The sequence below is a fragment of the Chloroflexota bacterium genome, from assembly GCA_011322445.1.
Lineage (GTDB): Bacteria > Chloroflexota > Anaerolineae > Anaerolineales > DRMV01 > DRMV01.
The window spans coordinates 89857-106596 of record DRMV01000048.1; the positions used below are offsets into that span (position 1 = coordinate 89857).

The following is a 16740-nucleotide window of genomic DNA, read 5'->3' on the forward strand; positions in this document are numbered from 1 at the left end:
TCAACCCTTCTCCACTGCGCGTAATCGCACGCGGAACACCGTCCCCCCGCCCGGATAGCTAAACGCCTCGATGTTACCGCGATGTGCTGTAACGAGTTGTTTGGTGATGGAAAGCCCCAGGCCAAAACCATCTTTTCGGGTGGTGTAAAAAGGCTCAAAAATGTGCCGGGCTACTTCATCGGTAAACCCAGGCCCATTATCGGTCACTGCAACTTCGACCCACCCGACGCCATTTTCAGAAGTCGCGCGACTTACTTTGATGCCTACAAAACGCTCTCCCGGCTGGTCCCTGACGGCCTTGATCGCGTTGTCGATCAGGTTCACGAAAATCTGCTCCAAAGAAAGCCGATCGCCCAAGGCCGGTGGGACGTCTCGCGCCACGTAAAACGTGGTTTCAATGCGATAGCGCTTAAAGCGCCGCTCCCAACGGCGCAAAAGGCTTTCCACCAACGCCCCAACGTCCAATGGTTTGAGGTGCAGGGTACGAGTACGGCTGTATTCCAACAAATGCTTCACAAGGTGGTCCAAACGTTCCACGTCTTGCTGCAAAGCGGCTACCGTTTGATGTTCTGAAGCATCTTCGGCCAGCGAAAACGCCAACCACTCCAGGCCCGTGCTGATGCTGTTGAGCGGGTCACGCACCTCATGAGCGAAACTTGCCAGCACGTCTCCCAACATAGCCCGCCACATCAACCGCTGGGTTTGCAAGCGATATTGCTCTTCCTTGCTCAAGTCTTGGAGCAACACTACCAGCCCCTGCGGTCGGTCGTCGCCATCGGGAACGCACGGCACCAAGCGCACTTCCACGGGGAATTCGGCACCGTCGCGGCGCAACAAATGAGCGCCTATGGCCTGCGGCTGGTTCAATGCCAAAGCATGCCGCGCTGCGGTTTCCAAAGCAACCTCACCCACCAGCAAATCCGCGAAAGCCGCGCCTATAATTTCCTTCTGCTCATAGCCCAGCAACGCTTCCGCGGCGTGGCTGAGGCCGCGCAGGCGCAATTCGTCGTCAAAGATCAAAATGCCCTCATAGGCATGTTGCAACAGCACCCGCGTGACCCCCCATACCTGTCGGGCTCGCAATTCCTCTTCTCGCGCCCGGTGGCTGTGCAAACGACAAAGCATCACCTGACGCAACCCACGCGCCAAGATTGCCACCCTGCGCAACATACCCGCAGGCGGCTGCTGCACATACCCAAACACCACAAACCCTTCCAAAGCCTGCCCCTGTCCTAACGGCGCTGCAATGATGTAAGGTGCTTCGGCTGTGCGCACCACCGCGTGCAATGCCGTAGCGGCCACTTCTGTAGGGCCAAAACGGTGAGGCTGCTTAAACTGTTCGCTATCTTGCAGGGGTAAAATCAGCGGCAACTCAGGGGCAGCCCCTACTCTGCTGCGCAACCGATACGCCGGCGACTCCAGAAGATACAAAGCCCCCCACGCCGATTGCACAATACGGCTAATTTCCATCAAAAGCCGCTCCAGCATGGCGTCGGGGTCGTCGTCTTCCAAGCCTTCCACGCTTTGACGAATCACCCGCTCGAGCACACTTTCCCTCACCTCAACCTTTTCCCCCCGCCCGGCAGGAAGGGTAAAAGTCACCAGCCAAAGATCCCCCTTTTCACCCAACCTGCTTGCCTCACAACTAATCTGTCGGCTGCTGCCATCACGCCGCTGCAAAAAAGTGACGATTTCCCGCCCTTCGAGTTCCGCCAGCATTTCCCACGAGATTTCGGGGAAAAGTTGCTCCCATCCCAGGCGGCTCAACCCCTCGCGCGAATAACCACTCTGGCGACTGGCCTCAAGGTTGCCAGCCACGATACGAGAGCCTCGTCCAGCCACCAGAATGGCGGGCAGCCCGACGTGTTCCAGCAAGGCGACCAGGGCCGGGGGCACACCCGCTGGGGAAGACAGCAGACGCATCACCATGCAGCACCTTGCCCTTCCGCCCGGCGCTGGTAGGCAGGCGGAATGTGTTCAATGGCACGATATTTTGCCACAGTGCGGCGCGCCACAGGGAAGCCCAGCGCCTTGAGTTGCCGCGCCAACTCGGCGTCGCTTTGCGGGCGGCCTTCGGAAGCCACCAACCGCCGCAGCGCAGCCCGGACGGGCAAACTGGTATCGAAAAAGCGAGCCAGCGGAATCACTTTACCGCTGGGCAATTGTACCAGTTTCCCCGCCACGGCCCGCGACATGGTCGATTCGCTCACACCCAACCGCTCGGCCATGCGGGCACGCGTCATCGGCTTGAGGTGTTCATCGCCGTGCACGATGAACTCGCGCTGCTCACGCGTCAGCAGGCGCATCAGCCGCAACATGGTGTTCTCCCGCTGACGCAGGCTCTTGACCACCAGCGCTGCCCGTTCAACCTGTTCACGCAGCGCTTCCCCCGCCGCCCCCATGCGACGCGCCGTTTCGCGAAAAAGCGGGTTGACCCGCAAATGCCCTTGCAACGGCGCAAGCACCTCGACCACCAGCGGCCCCCGAGGGTCGTGGTTGTGGAACGAGATGATGACGTCGGGCATCGCCGTGGGGGGCGGCGGTGGGGTCATTCCCATCCGGCGATTGCCCCACGCTGCTCGCGCGGGGTAAGGGTTGAGATGCTGCGCGATATAGGCCATCGCCTCGGCCACCACATCCTCTTCCAACCCCAACAGCGCGGCCAGGGCTTCCCCGCCTTCCTCAGCCCAGGTTTCCAGGCCACGCGGATGCTCCAACACGGCAAAAACCGCCGCGGGCACGGCTTCTCCTTCAGCAGCCAAATAGCGCACCTGGGCCAGCAAGGCTTCCCGCGGCGAGGGCGCGCCCACCCCCACAGGGTCAGCGGCTTCCATCACCGCGAGCACGGCTTCCACCTGCGCCGGCGCAACCCGCAAAGCATACGCTGCTTGCGGCACACTCATGCTCAACAAGCCATCATCGTTCAAATTGGCAAGCAGGAAAGCCGCAATGCGCCGCGCAGCAGGGTCGGGCAAATCGGGGGAAATCTGGCGGGCGACATAGGTGGGCAGGTCCACGTGCTGGGCCAGCGCCACTTCTTCCGGGTCAGGAGCATCCTCATCGCGCCAGGGCAGCGGGGTGGCATGGTCTTCTGGCGGCGAGACAAACACAATGGGCTCAGCAGGGTCGGCTGCCACAGGACGGCTGCAACGAGGGCATTGCCCGGCCACCAACGGCGTATGGCAACGCGAGCAGCGCCGCCTGCCATCCTCCACAATTTCCAGTGCTGGATTGGCAGCCACCTCAGCGCGCAACGCCTCCGCCAGATCGGCCAACGGTTGGACGAGAAATTGCATCGTCTGCGCCAACACCGCGTTGGGCAGGTGGCGTTGCGTTTGGGTAAAAGCAGGGGCAAACTGAAGGTGCGGCATGAGGACTCCCGACAATCTGCAAAGAGTATAGCACAAGGTAGCAAGATTTGTGCCAGGTTAGTCGGATAGTCAGCGTAGTCACGTCGTCGCGGAAGTCAGGGGGGTGCACCCTGCATCTTGCATCTTGCATCTTGCATCCTGCATCCTGCCTCCCCGCAAAGCCCACTCTTTGTTACAATACGTTTCCACTCCCCTTCTCAGGAGCATTCCTCATGCCTTCTGCACCTGAACTCATCGTCGTCGGCGGGGGGCTGGCGGGCAGCGAAGCCGCCTGGCAGGCCGCCGAACGCGGTGTGCATGTCACGCTTTACGAAATGCGCCCGAAAACCACCACCGGCGCACACACCACCGACCGCCTGGCCGAACTGGTGTGCTCCAACTCCCTCGGCTCCAACCTCCCCGACCGCGCCGCGGGCGTACTCAAAGAAGAACTGCGCCGCATGGGTTCGCTGCTCATGCGCATTGCCGACGAAAGCGCCGTGCCCGCAGGCGGCGCGCTGGCCGTGGACCGCGAAACCTTCGCCCAAAAAGTCACCGCAGCGCTGGAAGCCCACCCCAATATCACCATCGTGCGGGAAGAAGTCACCGAAATCCCATCCGAACCAGCCATCATCGCTTCCGGCCCCTTGACCTCCGAGCGCCTTTCACACGGCATCGCCAAACTCACCGGCCAGGAGCACCTCTATTTCTACGACGCCATCGCGCCCATCGTGGTTGCGGAAAGCATCAACATGAGCATCTGCTTCCGTGCCTCGCGCTATGGCCGCGGCGAGCAGCAGGAAGGCGACTACATCAACTGCCCGATGAACCGCGCAGAATACGGCGCGTTCGTGGAAGCCCTGACCACCGCAGAGCGCATCGACCTGCACGCGTTCGAAAAGCCCACGCTGGAAAGCGGCGCGGGCGTGCGTGCGGGCAAGGGCAAATTCTTCGAAGGCTGCCTGCCCATTGAAGTGCTTGCCCGCCGCGGCCACGACGCCCTGGCCTTTGGCCCCATGCGCCCTGTGGGGCTGACCGACCCGCGCACCGGCAAACGCCCCTACGCCGTGGTGCAACTGCGGCAAGACAACCTCGCCGGCACGCTCTACAATATGGTGGGCTTCCAGACCAACCTCAAATTTGGCGAACAGCGCCGGGTCTTCCGCATGATTCCCGGGCTGGAAAACGCCGAATTCGCCCGCTACGGTCAGATGCACCGCAACACTTTCCTGTTTTCCCCTGCGTTGCTGCGCCCCACCCTGCAATTCCACGCCCGCGACGACCTCTTCTTCGCCGGGCAGATCACCGGCGTGGAAGGCTACGTCGGCAACATCGCTACCGGCCTGCTTGCAGGCTGGAATGCCGCCCGCGTGCTCCACGGCCAGCCCCCCCTGGTGCTGCCGCAGGAAACCATGTTAGGTGCGCTCTGCCACTACATCACCCACGCCTCGGAAGCCGACTTCCAGCCCATGAAGGCCAACTACGGCATTTTGCCGCCGCTTTCCCGCCGCATCCGCAACAAACGGGAACGCTACGCTGCCTACGCCCGCCGCGCCCTGGAGGCATTGGATGGTTTCCTCGCACAGGCGCGCTGATGTTATAATGCACGCGCCTCAACAGGAGGCCCTACCATGCCCTGGATGTATTACCGCTACCCCAACCCCGGCACGCTCCGGCTGACCGGCAGTGACCGCTTTGCCTTCCTCGACAGCCTGACGACCAATCGGCTGGATGCTCTGACGCGCACCGAGGCCATCATCACCGTGCTGACCAACGCAGCCGGGCGCATTCTCGACGTCCTCATCGTGCTGGAAAGCGACCACGAGAGCCTGCTGGTACTGACCCTGCCGGGGCGAGGCGAAACCACCCTGACCTACCTGCGCAACCAGTTGGAAGCCACGTCGGCAAGCGTGCCGTTAGCCTCGCTGCGAAAAACCAGCCGCCGCTATGCCGCGGAGGTGCACGACGAATCCCGCCTCTGGGACCAGGCCATCCTGCTCCCAGGGGAAGGCACTTTACCGCCGGGGCTGCAACCGCCCCAGGAACCCGGCCATACCCAGCGCTTCCCCAACGGCTCGGCCGCCATTTCCCTCCCTGGCGTCTTGGGCGGGGGGCTGTTGCTGCTCCACCCCAAAGGCGTCACGGTCATGATGCTGGCCCACACCCGGCTGCTAAGCCCCGAAACTTACACTTACGAGCGGGTGCGGCGGGGCATTTTAGGCCCCGACACCGAACTCACCGCCGAGTTTTCGCCTTTTGAAGTGGGGCTGGCGCCGTGGATTGACGTCAGCAAATCCAACTTCCCCGGCCGCACCATGTTGGCCTATGCCGCGCGGCAACCCGAACGCGGCCGCACCATCGCGGGCATTCGGCTGGCTTCCCCGGTCATGCTTCCGGCAGCCATCCGCCACGGCGAAGAGCAAATCGGCCACCTGACTTCGCTGGCGACCACACCCCACACCGCCATCGCTCTGGCCGCCATCCGCCGCCCCTTCCACCGGCCGGGCACCCAAGTCACCGTCCACACCACCACTGGCGCGCGGGAGTACGAAGCCCCTGCCACCGTCACCGCCCTCCCCATCCCCGAGATTCCCGAAACCTCATGAACCCATCCCTGGAAGCCGCGTGCGCCCAACCGCTCTCCCCTTTGGCGCGGCAAGGCGTTGCCGAATTCAACCGCGGGGCCTATTTCGAGGCCCACGAAGCCTTCGAAGCCGCGTGGCAGGCAGAAAGCGCGCCAGTGCGCGAAATGTATCAGGCGCTGGTGCAGGCCGCGGCGGTGTGCCTGCACCTGAAACGCGGCAACCTGACCGGCGCACGCAAGGTACTCAAGCGGTGCGAGGGGCACCTGGAAACCCTCCCGCCGCGCTGCCAGGGCATTGAAATTGCAACCCTGCACGCGGCGCTGCTCCCGCTGGTGGAGGCTGCCCGCGCCAACGCCGCCGCTGGCCGCCCTCTCACCGAGGGGCTGACCTTCCCTCGCCTCGCGGCAACGCCGCCCCAGTCCTTTGCAGGTAAAGTAGCCCTGGTCACTGGTTCAGGGCGCGGCATCGGGCGCGCCATCGCGCTGCACTTTGCCCGCCGCGGTGCCGATGTGGTCGTCAACTTCTTCCGCAACCGCGCCCCCGCCGAAGAAACCGCAGACCAGATTCGCGCGCTGGGGCGCAAAGCCCTGGTGGTCAAAGCCAACGTCGGCGAAATTGCCGACCTCGACACCCTCTTCGAGGCCACGGAAAAGGCATTCGGCGGGTTAGATATTCTGGTACACAACGCGGCTTCGGGCTACAACCGCCCGGCCATGCAGCAAAAGCCCCGCGGCTGGGACTGGACCATGAACATCAACGCCCGTTCGTTCCTGTTTGCCGCCCAGCGCGCCGCGCCGCTGATGGCTGCCCGCGGCGGCGGGGCGATGGTGGCGGTTTCCAGCCCTGGCTCGGTGCGGGTGCTGCCCGAATATGTCGTCGTCGGGGCAAGCAAAGCCGCGCTGGAAGCCATTACACGCTACCTCGCGGTGGAGTTGGCGCCCCAGGGCATTGTGGTCAACGCAGTTTCGCCGGGCGTGGTGCTGACCGACGCCCTCAAGCATTTTGCCACGTTTCGCGGGAACGACATCATCGGCGAGGTGGAAGCCGCCACCCCCGCGGGGCGGCTGGTCACGCCCGAAGATGTAGCCGCGGTGGTCGGTTTCCTCTGCACCCCGGAAGCCGCCATGATTCGCGGCCAGGTGATTTGGATTGACGGCGGTTATAGCCTTCCCATGCGCACGGCACAAGAAGCCTCATGAAACGGCATTTCTTTTCCACCACCTGGAAACACTGGGCCACCGCTTTGCTGTTCGCCCTGGCCGCGGCCTTCGGCACGTGGACAGCCTACCAGACCCGCGCCGAAGACTGCCCCACGGCGCTCATTGCCGGTGTCAACGCCCTCCGGACTTCCCACGGCCTGCCCCCCTACACCCCCAATCCCATCCTGATGGCCGTCTCACAGGCACATAGCGACTACCAGGCGTCAATTCAAACCATGACCCACATCGGGCCCGACGGCTCACACCCGCGGGACCGGGTGCGGGCTGCAGGCTACGGCGCAGGGCACACCATTTTCGTTTCCGAAAATATTGCCTGGGGCTACTATCAGACCCCCGCGTCGGTCATCCAGATGTGGACGGGCGACCAACCCCACTGGAACACCATGATGGGGCCCAACTACCGCGATATCGGCGCGGGCTGCGCCACCGACAGCCGCGGGGCCACTTATTACACCATCGACGCCGCCTACTACATCGGGGAAGGCTCCCCGCCCACCGTGCCCCCAGGCGGCACACCCTACCCCACCGCCACCGTGGTGCTGCCGGTCGCACCCTACATCCGCGCCACGCCCAACGCCGACGGCTCCATTATCCACATCGTGCGCTATGGGCAGACGCTTTCCGGCATCGCCTACGTTTACAAAGTGCCCATTCAGGATCTGCTGCGCTACAACCACCTCACACTAAACAGCACGCTCTATGTGGGTCAAAAAGTCATTGTGAGGCCACCCCAAATCACCGCCACGCCGACCGAGACGCCCACAATCACGCCCACACCCACGGCCACTGGCACGGCCACGCCTTCGCCCACCGCCAGCGCCTCGCCCACGGCCACAGCCACCCTGTGGGTACCGCTTTCCCCTACCCCCGGCGGCACCCCCACCCCCGCAGGCGACAGCACGGCTCCGCATTCCCTGGTGTTGCTGCTGGGCATCGTGGGCGGCGCATTGTTGATGGGCATGGCCTACATCGGCTTACAATTCCTGGTGAAGTGGTTTGGCTAACACTCTTTCGCCAAAGCGCTTTCCAGGCCGAAAAGGGGGTATCTCATCACAGCCCCAGGTACGCGCCAAGAGCAGTCGTCAGAATGACCAGCACGGTAAACAACGCACCCTTTTTCACGAAATCCATCGGCTTGTATTCGCCCGGGCCCATGAGGAAGACGTTGACCTGATAGGTGGGCGAACTGAAAACGTTGGAAGCCCCCAACGCCGCCACTACCGCCGCGGCCCGCGGGTCAGCGCCAATGTGGGCTGCCGTTTGAATTGCCAGGGGAATCGTCACGACTGCTGCGGTGACGTTAGAAGTCAGATGCCCCACCACCGCGGCGACCACGGCAATGAGCAAATAAAGCCAAAACGCGCTGTGCCCGCCGAGGAAACCACCCAGCAGGTGCCCCACGGCTTCCGAGGTGCCGCTGTGCACCATGGCCGCGCCCAACGGCAACATACCGCTGATGAAAATGAGCACCTTCCACGAAATGGCGTGGTAGGCTTCTTCCATCGTCAGCACGCCGAGCAGAAGCAGCAGCGTGGCCCCGCCCACCGAAGCCGCGCCCAACGGCAAAAGGTGGAAACCCACCGCAGCCAGCGCCAGCACCGTGACCACCGCCGTCACCGTGGCCTTGAACACGGAAAGCGTGTTTCCGGCTTCTTCCAGGGTGGTTTTTTCCAGCACGATGAAGTTGTCGTCCTCTTCCAGCGCGGCAATGCGGTCGGCGCGTCCATGCACCAGCAGCGTATCGCCGAATTCCAGTTTGTGCCCGGCAAGGTGGTGGTGCAGGGGCTTGCCCTTGTGGTCAATGGCAAAAATGCGCAAGCCGTAGCGGTTGAAGAAATCGGTTTCGGCAACAGTTTTGCCCTGCAGCCATGCCCGCGGGGCAAGCGTCACCTCGGCCATCTGGAAGCCTTCGCGGAGCAGGTTGGGCGGGAAGGCTTCCACTTCGGGGAGAATTTCCAACCCACAGGCAACCGCAGCGGATTGCACAGCCTGATCATCGCCCCGCAAAAGCAAGCGGTCGCCCGCCTGAAGCACCGTTTCGGCGGTGGGCGGCGGCAAAAAGTCTTCGCCGCGGCGAATGCCGATGACATAAACACCATGGCGGGCGCGCAGGCCGCATTCCTGCAGGCTCAACCCCGCCAGCGGCGAATCGGCACGCACCACGGCCTCATGGAGCACCCTATCCAGCAGGTAAGCGCGGATGAGGGCATCGCTCTTCTGCAAAATGTCCTCATATTCCGGCTGGCGCTGGGGCAACAGGACGTTTTTGAGCGCCACCATCAACACAATGGCCAACACCACGCCGGGGAGAATCAGCGGGGCCTGTTCAAAAATCTTGAACTGCGGCAGGGCAGCCGAGCCCAGAAATTCGTTCATGATGATGGTGGGCGTTGCGCCGATGAGCGTCACCATGCCACCGATGATGGTACCCATGCCCAAGGGAAAAACCAGCCGCGAGGGCGAAATTTTGGTCTTGCGGCTGGCGCTCATCACCGCGGGCAGTAGCACCGCAGCGGTGCCGATGTTGACCATAATGGCCGAAAGGGCCGCCGCTGTGCCCATCACAATGGCAATCAGCGCCGATTCGTTCCCTTTGGCAAGGCCAACCAGTTTGTCGCCAAGCCAGCCCGCCGCCCCGCTGCGCTGCAACGCGCCGCCGATGATGAACAGGCCAAACATTGCCATCACAGCGTTGCTGCTGAAGCCTGCAAAGGCTTCTTTCCAGGAAACCAGCCCGGTCGCGCCCAGAGCAAAGAGCACGCCCAGGCCAATGATTTCCGGGCGCAACGCTTCGGTGAGCAACAGCGCCATGGTCACCAGAATGATGAGGGAGAAAATGAGGATCTGCATGGCAAGCCTCGCGGAAAAGGGTGTCTATTTGGCTTCAGTGAGAAACCACAGAAAGCACAGAAGCGCCACAGAAAACACAGAAATTGGGTAATTCGTGAAGCGTCACCTCGTCAATCCGTGAGAAACCCACCGTGCCAAATTGACGATTCCTCTTTGTGTTCTTTGTTTGTATCTATTCAGCCTCAGTCAAGAAAAACCGCAGATTTTGCAGATTCCGCAGAAAAAACATCCACAGATTTCACAGATGAGCACAGATTGGGGCTAATTGGGCAAAAAATGCTGAAAAGCCCAATGCTCACTTCCGTTTCTTGGCGCCCTTGGCGTCATCTTGGTGCCCTTGGCGTCCTAAAATCCGTGCTCATCTGTAATTATCCGCGTTCATCCGCGGCCTGTTTTCCAATGGCTGAACAGTTACTTTCAAAACTGGCATATTTCTACCTTGCCCTCAAGCGGCACACCGTTGGCGAGGGTGTTGGTGACGGTGCCCCACTCGGCGGCTTTTTCGTGCAGGTAGCGAAGTTTCTCGGGCGGCGCGTCGCTTTCAAGGTAAAGAGTATAGCGTATTTCTACCAGGCCGGGCGGCACATTGCGGCGGGTTCCTTCCACCTTCACGCGGGCGTCTTTTAATTCAATGCGCATTTTCTTGGCAAGGGTCTGCACATTGGTGAGCAGGCACGTGCCCAGGGCGCTGAGCAGGGTTTCGGCAGCGTTGGGGCCGGCTTCCCCGCCGCCGCGCTGAATGCTCACGGTGAAGGTGTGCTCGCGAACATGCGCCGTGGCGCTCACGGCATCGTTGCGCGCCACGGTCACGGCGTAGTGTTGGGTTTGGTTCTTGAAATTGGTTTTGACGCTCATGGCACCTCAAATCGTTACTGCCCGCGATGAGGTCCAAACAGGGCGCGGGCTTTTTCTTCATCCACGCGGCAGCGGTCGGGGTCTAAAATTTCAAAGGGGTTGTGGCTCACGCCGTCCACCAGAATGCCGGGCGAGGCGCGCATGTTGTAGCGCTGCGCGATGGCAACGCCCTCGTCGGTTTCCAGCGGAATGCGGGTGTAGGGGATGCCGCGCTCGTCCAGGTATTGCATGATTTTGCGGCTGCGACGGCAGCGCCGCGCCGGAAGGATGACGATGCGGTGGGGGAATTGCTCTGTGCTCATGGGGCTTGAACCTCATCAAAGGGAAACCGCAGATTACGCAGATTTCGCAGAAAAATCTGCGCTAATCTGTGGAATCTGTGGTTTTTCACCCACAGATTCCACAGATTCACGCCGTGATTTTACTCCACGCTGTGGTCGGAGACGATCAGCACGGGGCAGGGGGCGTGTTTGCTGACATTCTCCGCCACGTAGCCCAAAACCACATCGTAAATCGTCAGGCGGCTGTGGGAGCCCATGACGATCATTTTGGCGTGGCGTTCTTCGGCGGTCTGCACGATGGGCGGGTAAATTTGCCCGCGGCGACCTTTGCGAATGAGCCCTTCCACCTCCAGCCCTTGCCCGCGCAGTTCTTCTACCAAGTTGGCAAGGGCTGGCTGGGCGGCGCGCATCCCAAGACCGCGGCCGACCACGCTCAGCACGATGAGTTTGGTCTTCTGTTCTTTTGCCAGCGAAGCCGCTACGTGGATGGCTTTTTCCGAGGCGGGCGAGAAGTCGGTCACCAGCAGGATGGGCCCTTCCTTGCCGTTGGCGGCTTGCTCGGGCGTGTGGGAAACTGCAATCACGGGGCAGGGGGCGTGCTTGATGACGTGTTCGGTCACGCTGCCCAGCACCACGTCCCAGATGGAGCGGTTGCTGTGCGAGCCCATGACGATGACATCGGCTTCCACCTCTTGCGCCGCGGCAACGATTTCCTCCGCGGGGTCTCCTTCGCGCACCATTTCGGTCACGGCTACACCCAAATTGCGCAGGTCGGCGATGTCTTGGTGCAGGTGGGCGCGCTTTTCGGCTTCCAGCTCTCTGGTTTCCTTCTTCTGCAAAGCCTCCCATGCTTCCTCGGAAACGCCCGCTGGTTCTTCCGTTGCCCAAAGCGGCTCTTCAATCGGCTCCAGCACGGTCAGCACCCAAAGGTGCTTGCCGCTGTTGCCCTTGGCGAGGTCGGCGGCGACCTTCTTTGCCATTTCGGCGTGGGGCGAAAAGTCGGTAGCGAACAAGATGCGCCTGAACATTTCAAGCCTCCTTCGCGGCCAAAGCGCGGGCGGCTTCCTCTTTGGTCACGGCGCCAAAATAGCGCCGCACCCACGGTTCCAGTTTCAGGTAGCCGATGAGGAAGACAATCTGGAAGATGGGCAATGTGGCCGCCGGGATGGCGACCAGCGGCGAGAAAGCCGCCGTAGCCAGCGCGATGGCCGTGCCGTTGTTTTTGCCGGTGCTGGCAAACACAATGCCCATGTGATCTTCATAACTCAGGCCGCTTTTCCGGTCAAGCCATGTGATGACGGCCAAAGTGACCGTGACGAACAGCAGGTTGGGTACAATCAGCCATACCATCAGCTGCCACTTCTTCACCAAAATGCCCGCCTTCATGAAGAAAATCATGAAGATGATGAGGAACATGCTCACCAGGGTGATGCTGGGGAACAGCGGGGCAATTTTGCGGAAGCCCTTTTCGCCCAGGGTGCGAATCAGCCCCAGGCGGGTCAGGTAGCCCAGCACCATCGGCAAAATCAGCACGGTGAGGATGGCGTGCATCAGCAGCCCCATCGGCACAGGGACGTGGAACGACCCGCCGAGGATGCCCAACCAGAACGGGATGGCGGCAATGGCAGCGACGAAACTGGTCGCCACGGCCACCGTGGAGAGTTCCAGGTTGCCGCCGGCCAGGCCGGTATAGCCGATGCTCATACTGGAACAGGGTACGACCATCACCAGCAGGAAGCCGAAGCCCACCTGCGGGTCGTGCAAAAAGGCTTTGCTCATCAGGAAGCCGAACAGCGGCGCCCAGAGGAAATTGTAGAGCAGAGTCAGCCCCAGCCCTTTGAGGTTGCGCGCTGCTTCCACCAGGGCTTCCAAACGAATGTTGACCATCATCGGGTAAATCATCAGGAAGACGATGACGGTGATGAGGGTTTTTAGCGTGGGGGCATGGGCTTTGGTGAAAGGCGCGTTGAGATAGCCCAGCACCCACCCCACGGCAATGGCCACGGTGACGTACCACAGCATGTATTTTTTCAGGTGTTCCTGAATTTTCTTCAACATAGGGGCCTCCAGGTTTAAGGGTCAGGTGATTGGGAAATTGGGGCGTTGGGGCTTTGCGAAACCTGGAGGTGAGCGTTTGATCCAGCCGCCGAGGTTACAGAGGCAGCCGTGTGACAGGGATTCGAGCACAAGGCAACGCATTGGAAATATCCTTGAAAACCACGCACGGTGTAGCATCTACGCTCATTGGCGAGGGCTGTAGTTGTTAGCGTAAGAGCATCAGGTATTGAACACCTATCACGATGAGAATGGGTGCTACGAGCAGGCTGATGATGCGGTTGAGTTTCGGTGTCCAATAACGGCGCACGAACAGCGCCGTCAGGCTGATGACGATGAACTCATACGCGCCCAAACTCAATTCCATCGGCGTAAAGAATTTGCCCATCGCGATCTGGGCAAGGATGGCCGCCCACGCGGCAGTTACCACCCCCAAGGAACCCAACGCGTAAGCCCGTTTGGGGTGATGCCCCAACGCCCAGTTGTAAATTGGCACTGTGAAGGGTTTGCCGCCAGCGGAAAGCAGGCCGGTAAGGAAACCGCCACCAAACGATACTGGCGCAAGCCACGCAGGATGAGCAGGGTCTTCGCGCTCGGGCACGGGCTTCACGAACAGCAACCGCACGCCGACCAGGATTGCGTAAATACCCAGCAACACCAGCAGGGCGATGTCGGAAAGCGCGAATTCCAACAACCGCCCCAGCAGCGCGCCGATGCCGCTGGAAATGATGATGAGCGCCCAATCCTCACGCACCGAGGTCAGCACATCGGTTTGCTCCAGCGAAAGCAGCAGCGCGGCGACGCTGAGTACAACCAGGTTCACAGTGATGGCTTCGTGGATGGGCAAGCCCATCAGATTAACCAGCAAAATGACGAGGAAGAAGCGGTCCACCCACGAGCGGATGGACGCCGTCACGGTGCCCACGATGAGGCCGGTGATAAGACCTTTGACCAGCAGCATAATGAGCGCTTGCATCGTCATGGCACGCTATCCTCCTTATTGAGAAAGGTATTTTTCAGTCTGAGAAAAATGAAACACAGGAAGCACAGAAGCCCACCAAAAACACAGAAAAGGAATTGGTGAAGCCTCACTTCAACATCTGTTGGTGTTGGTGGTCGCAATTAAGGAGCGTCTACTCGTGGTGATGCCCCTTGTCTTTGCCGTGATCTTTGCAGGGAGTGTAGCCGCGCAGGCGTCCGGCGAGGTAGGCTTCCACCGCCGAGTGCACGGTGCCCTGCGCGCCGGTGACAACCTCAATGCCGTAGCGGGTGAAAAAGTCCACCGCGCGCGGCCCCATCCCGCCGGTGAGCAAGACGTCCACGCCCAGTTGTTTGATGAGTGCAGGCAGTTCGCCCGGGCTGTGCCCGCCTGCCCCCGGGTTGGGGATAGCCTGAACAGACGCAATTGCGCCGTTTTCCACAGTAACGATGGTGTAGTACGGGCAACGCCCGAAGTGATGGCTGATCATGCTCTCCAGCCCTTGCGGGGTTTCGGATGTCACGGCGATTTTCATGGTACCTCCTGAAAATTCATTCCAAAACCGGAATGGTATAAACGCAGAAAAAACCGCAGATTTCGCAGATTAACACCGATTTGCTTGTCGTCAGCAAAAAATCTGCGGAATCTGTGGCTCCCTACCAATCGCACTTGCGCGGGCCGCAGGGCTTGCGCGACATGCCTTCCATGCCATCCAACGCATCCAGCGCAGCAGCAGTGTCGGCAAGGGCATCCAGCAGTTCGGCCACCCGGCGGCAACGCAGGTGGTAAATTACTCGCGTCCCATCTTTGGTCGTACGTACCAGGTCGGCGGCACGGAGCACCATCAGATGCTGGGAAACATTCGCCTGCGAGCGCCCTGTAATTTCCATCAAATCGCGCACACAGCGCGGGCTTTCCCGCAGAGCAAGCAGGATGCGCAGGCGCACAGGGTTCCCCAGCAGGCGGGCGAGTTTGACTGCACGCCCGTGCACTTTCATGGGAGGAGGAGAAACAGAAAAGCGTTCAGTCATTGTGGGTTTCAAAAATCCGCCGCAACGCAGCCACGGTTGGAGCGTTGCGAGAGGCCACTACTCGTCCGTTGACTTCCAGTCGCGGCAACGTGAGCGGGTTGAAGCGAGCAAGGGACGAAACATCGTTGATTTCTTCAACCACGAGTTGCGCTACGGTGGTCAGCGCTGCTTCCAAAAGCCGCTCCCGCAAACGCTGGTAGCGGCGACATGCGGGAACACCATAAAGTCTGACATGCAAGGTTGCCATCTTATTCATTCCACTTTTGGAATGTTATCGCGGCACGGAAAAGGCGTCAAGGTTTTTACAACCACAGAGCGCATGTTAACTGCTCCTCAGGAAGGCCAGTTCCCCCCTCACTTATCCAAAGGCACCACTTTGATCGCAATGCCCCGGTCGCGCAGGGCATCGAGCACACTCGCCGGTGGCACTGCCGTTTCCTGCGGCACCGCGCCCGGACGCACTTCGCCGTGCACCTGCGCAATCAGCATGGCCGAAGCATGCCACCCTGTCAGGCGTTCCATCGCCCGGAAGCCGGTGGCTTCGTCATAATAATCCAGCACGTCCACCACCACTTCGGCTTCCTGCCCGCCGCGCCTGCCGCGGCCAATGGCGTGGATGACAGCCAGGTCGCGCAAGCCCTCCGGCGCAGTGATTTTCGGCGCCAGCAGCGCATGGTAGAAATCCCGCGGCTTCAGGGTGCAATCGCTCACCTGCATGGGGGTTTCCGAAAACAAGCCCAGGGTTTTGTAGGCTAAAAACCACTCGTAATGCCCCGGATAGCGCAAGGTCTTGTTGATGTAGGTCTGCAAACGCCCCTGGAAAGTCCACGGCGCGGTGGAAGCGCCGCCGGTGGTGATGAAGGCTTCCAGTTCGCCCAATGGGGGAATTTCCAGCCGCTCGTATTGGGTCAACCCTTCGACCTCGGTCAGTTTGCCGTCGATGAGCAGCGTCGTCGTGCCGTCGTATTCGTTGGTCAGGCCGTTGATGTGGAAGGTAAGGGCATAGTTCCACGGCGGTTCGGGGTGCTGGGGCAGGCCGCCGTCGTAAATGCGCACCTCTCTCGGTTCGTCGAAAGCCTCTACAAGGTACGCGCCGATGGTGTTGATCAGGCCAGGCCCCATGCCGCAATCGGGCACGATGCTGATGCCCGCCTGCCGTGCCTGCTCGTCCAGCGCCAACTGGGCAAAGACGGTTTGGGTATGGCCGCCGATATCGGTCATGTGGGTGCGGCTGGCGATGGCCGCCTGCGTGACGCCCAGGTTGAAGAAATAGGGCACCGCGCTGAGCACGCCGTCGGCAGGTTCCAGCAGGCGGCGGAGGGCGGCCTGGTCGGCAGCGTCCACCACCGCGGGGACGGCCACCTCGCGCCCCACTAAGGTGTTGATGCGGGCGGCGCTGCGCTCGGCCTGTGCCCAATCGGCGTCGGCCATCACCACCTGGGCAGCCTCGCCGTGCAGGGCAAAATCGTAACCGGCCGCCGTGCCCTGGCGACCGGCCCCCAAAACGACATAACGGTACGACATTGTCTTCCTC

General features: G+C 61.2%; 16 protein-coding genes. 4 read left to right on the forward strand and 12 right to left on the reverse strand.

Features of this window, described 5'->3' with window-relative positions; translation table 11 throughout:
• Positions 1-1929, reverse strand: coding sequence for a PAS domain S-box protein (locus ENJ54_10880; protein HFC10336.1), 1929 nt, complete (start codon positions 1927-1929; stop codon positions 1-3).
• A complete protein-coding gene (locus ENJ54_10885; protein HFC10337.1) occupies positions 1923-3371 on the reverse strand; it encodes a hypothetical protein in 1449 nt (482 codons plus the stop codon). Before ENJ54_10885 ends, ENJ54_10880 begins: the two co-directional genes overlap by 7 nt.
• 212 nt (positions 3372-3583) lie before the next feature.
• Here ENJ54_10885 and ENJ54_10890 point away from each other — a divergent pair, with 212 nt between their 5' ends.
• The 4 genes from ENJ54_10890 to ENJ54_10905 are packed head-to-tail and all read left to right on the forward strand — an operon-like array spanning position 3584 to position 8159.
• Positions 3584-4945, forward strand: a complete 1362-nt coding sequence (locus ENJ54_10890; protein ID HFC10338.1) for a methylenetetrahydrofolate--tRNA-(uracil(54)-C(5))-methyltransferase (FADH(2)-oxidizing) TrmFO — start codon at positions 3584-3586, stop codon at positions 4943-4945.
• Positions 4946-4981: 36 nt separating this feature from the next.
• On the forward strand, positions 4982-5956 hold the full coding sequence (locus ENJ54_10895; GenBank protein HFC10339.1) for a hypothetical protein: 975 nt from the start codon (positions 4982-4984) through the stop codon (positions 5954-5956).
• Positions 5953-7134: an enoyl-[acyl-carrier-protein] reductase FabL gene (gene fabL / locus ENJ54_10900; protein HFC10340.1), complete on the forward strand. Its 1182-nt coding sequence runs from the start codon at positions 5953-5955 to the stop codon at positions 7132-7134. Before ENJ54_10895 ends, fabL begins: the two co-directional genes overlap by 4 nt.
• Positions 7131-8159 (forward strand): LysM peptidoglycan-binding domain-containing protein, encoded by a 1029-nt coding sequence (locus tag ENJ54_10905; GenBank protein ID HFC10341.1) that lies wholly within the window; start codon positions 7131-7133, stop codon positions 8157-8159. The genes fabL and ENJ54_10905 overlap by 4 nt, the downstream gene beginning before the upstream one ends.
• 46 nt (positions 8160-8205) lie before the next feature.
• Here the strand turns inward: ENJ54_10905 and ENJ54_10910 are convergent, their stop codons facing one another.
• From ENJ54_10910 to ENJ54_10955, 10 genes are all read right to left on the reverse strand, one after another.
• Positions 8206-10005, reverse strand: a complete 1800-nt coding sequence (locus tag ENJ54_10910; protein HFC10342.1) for an SLC13 family permease — start codon at positions 10003-10005, stop codon at positions 8206-8208.
• A gap of 417 nt (positions 10006-10422) precedes the next feature.
• Complete coding sequence (locus ENJ54_10915) at positions 10423-10860, reverse strand: OsmC family peroxiredoxin (protein HFC10343.1); 438 nt, start codon at positions 10858-10860, stop codon at positions 10423-10425.
• 14 nt (positions 10861-10874) lie between these two features.
• Positions 10875-11162, reverse strand: coding sequence for a hypothetical protein (locus tag ENJ54_10920; protein HFC10344.1), 288 nt, complete (start codon positions 11160-11162; stop codon positions 10875-10877).
• 119 nt (positions 11163-11281) lie between these two features.
• Positions 11282-12169 carry a universal stress protein gene (locus tag ENJ54_10925; GenBank protein HFC10345.1) on the reverse strand — a complete coding sequence of 296 codons (888 nt, stop codon included), beginning with the start codon at positions 12167-12169 and terminating at the stop codon, positions 11282-11284.
• Between the two features lies 1 nt (position 12170).
• Positions 12171-13163: an arsenic resistance protein gene (locus ENJ54_10930; protein HFC10346.1), complete on the reverse strand. Its 993-nt coding sequence runs from the start codon at positions 13161-13163 to the stop codon at positions 12171-12173.
• A gap of 241 nt (positions 13164-13404) precedes the next feature.
• Positions 13405-14178 carry a sulfite exporter TauE/SafE family protein gene (locus tag ENJ54_10935; protein HFC10347.1) on the reverse strand — a complete coding sequence of 258 codons (774 nt, stop codon included), beginning with the start codon at positions 14176-14178 and terminating at the stop codon, positions 13405-13407.
• Positions 14179-14329: 151 nt separating this feature from the next.
• Positions 14330-14710 (reverse strand): dinitrogenase iron-molybdenum cofactor biosynthesis protein, encoded by a 381-nt coding sequence (locus tag ENJ54_10940; GenBank protein ID HFC10348.1) that lies wholly within the window; start codon positions 14708-14710, stop codon positions 14330-14332.
• A 121-nt stretch (positions 14711-14831) separates the two neighbouring features.
• Complete coding sequence (locus ENJ54_10945; protein HFC10349.1) at positions 14832-15206, reverse strand: ArsR family transcriptional regulator; 375 nt, start codon at positions 15204-15206, stop codon at positions 14832-14834.
• Positions 15199-15453, reverse strand: coding sequence for a hypothetical protein (locus tag ENJ54_10950; GenBank protein HFC10350.1), 255 nt, complete (start codon positions 15451-15453; stop codon positions 15199-15201). The genes ENJ54_10945 and ENJ54_10950 overlap by 8 nt, the downstream gene beginning before the upstream one ends.
• Before the next feature lie 107 nt (positions 15454-15560).
• On the reverse strand, positions 15561-16730 hold the full coding sequence (locus tag ENJ54_10955; protein HFC10351.1) for a hypothetical protein: 1170 nt from the start codon (positions 16728-16730) through the stop codon (positions 15561-15563).
• Positions 16731-16740: the final 10 nt, after the last annotated feature.

Bases quoted from the DNA above. Each gene is read 5' to 3' on its own strand.
- ENJ54_10885 (HFC10337.1), bottom strand. From the start codon at position 3,371: ATGCCGCACCTTCAGTTTGCCCCTGCTTTTACCCAAACGCAACGCCAC.
- ENJ54_10905 (HFC10341.1), top strand. From the start codon at position 7,131: ATGAAACGGCATTTCTTTTCCACCACCTGGAAACACTGGGCCACCGCT.
- ENJ54_10930 (HFC10346.1), bottom strand. From the start codon at position 13,163: ATGCTGTGGTACGTCACCGTGGCCATTGCCGTGGGGTGGGTGCTGGGC.
- ENJ54_10925 (HFC10345.1), bottom strand. From the start codon at position 12,169: ATGTTCAGGCGCATCTTGTTCGCTACCGACTTTTCGCCCCACGCCGAA.
- ENJ54_10910 (HFC10342.1), bottom strand. From the start codon at position 10,005: ATGCAGATCCTCATTTTCTCCCTCATCATTCTGGTGACCATGGCGCTG.
- ENJ54_10920 (HFC10344.1), bottom strand. From the start codon at position 11,162: ATGAGCACAGAGCAATTCCCCCACCGCATCGTCATCCTTCCGGCGCGG.
- ENJ54_10880 (HFC10336.1), bottom strand. From the start codon at position 1,929: ATGGTGATGCGTCTGCTGTCTTCCCCAGCGGGTGTGCCCCCGGCCCTG.
- ENJ54_10940 (HFC10348.1), bottom strand. From the start codon at position 14,710: ATGAAAATCGCCGTGACATCCGAAACCCCGCAAGGGCTGGAGAGCATG.
- ENJ54_10890 (HFC10338.1), top strand. From the start codon at position 3,584: ATGCCTTCTGCACCTGAACTCATCGTCGTCGGCGGGGGGCTGGCGGGC.
- ENJ54_10935 (HFC10347.1), bottom strand. From the start codon at position 14,178: ATGACGATGCAAGCGCTCATTATGCTGCTGGTCAAAGGTCTTATCACC.
- ENJ54_10915 (HFC10343.1), bottom strand. From the start codon at position 10,860: ATGAGCGTCAAAACCAATTTCAAGAACCAAACCCAACACTACGCCGTG.
- ENJ54_10955 (HFC10351.1), bottom strand. From the start codon at position 16,730: ATGTCGTACCGTTATGTCGTTTTGGGGGCCGGTCGCCAGGGCACGGCG.
- fabL (HFC10340.1), top strand. From the start codon at position 5,953: ATGAACCCATCCCTGGAAGCCGCGTGCGCCCAACCGCTCTCCCCTTTG.
- ENJ54_10945 (HFC10349.1), bottom strand. From the start codon at position 15,206: ATGACTGAACGCTTTTCTGTTTCTCCTCCTCCCATGAAAGTGCACGGG.
- ENJ54_10950 (HFC10350.1), bottom strand. From the start codon at position 15,453: ATGGCAACCTTGCATGTCAGACTTTATGGTGTTCCCGCATGTCGCCGC.
- ENJ54_10895 (HFC10339.1), top strand. From the start codon at position 4,982: ATGCCCTGGATGTATTACCGCTACCCCAACCCCGGCACGCTCCGGCTG.